The sequence below is a fragment of the Herbidospora sp. RD11066 genome (genome assembly GCF_054661255.1).
In genome coordinates, this window is record NZ_BAAGDO010000218.1 from 1 (window position 1) to 259 (window position 259).

The window sequence follows — 259 nt, forward strand, 5'->3', positions numbered from 1 at the left end:
CCCGTATGTTAGCGTGACGTGTGCTGTCAAGCGGAATGTTTTGACTCCGCCCTGCAACTTTTCCTGTTTCGATTTCGTGATTACAGGCATATTACTTGAGGCGATATATTTGCTGTTGAGCTCATTGTTTTCGGTGTGAATCTGACTAGAATTGTCGCACATCGTGCTTTTATTCGCCACACGTAGTTGCAAAGGCAATAATACTTCGAAAGCTTCAGACTTCATACACGCCATTAGCCATGTCGTTCTGTGAGCCAAG

At 44.8% G+C, this 259-nt stretch carries 1 protein-coding gene; it reads right to left on the bottom strand.

Annotated elements, in window-relative coordinates:
• The coding region (locus ACYQ78_RS39785) for a hypothetical protein (protein ID WP_459806175.1) at positions 1-225 on the bottom strand (225 nt) is incomplete at its 3' end.
• Between the last annotated feature and the right edge of the window lie 34 nt (positions 226-259).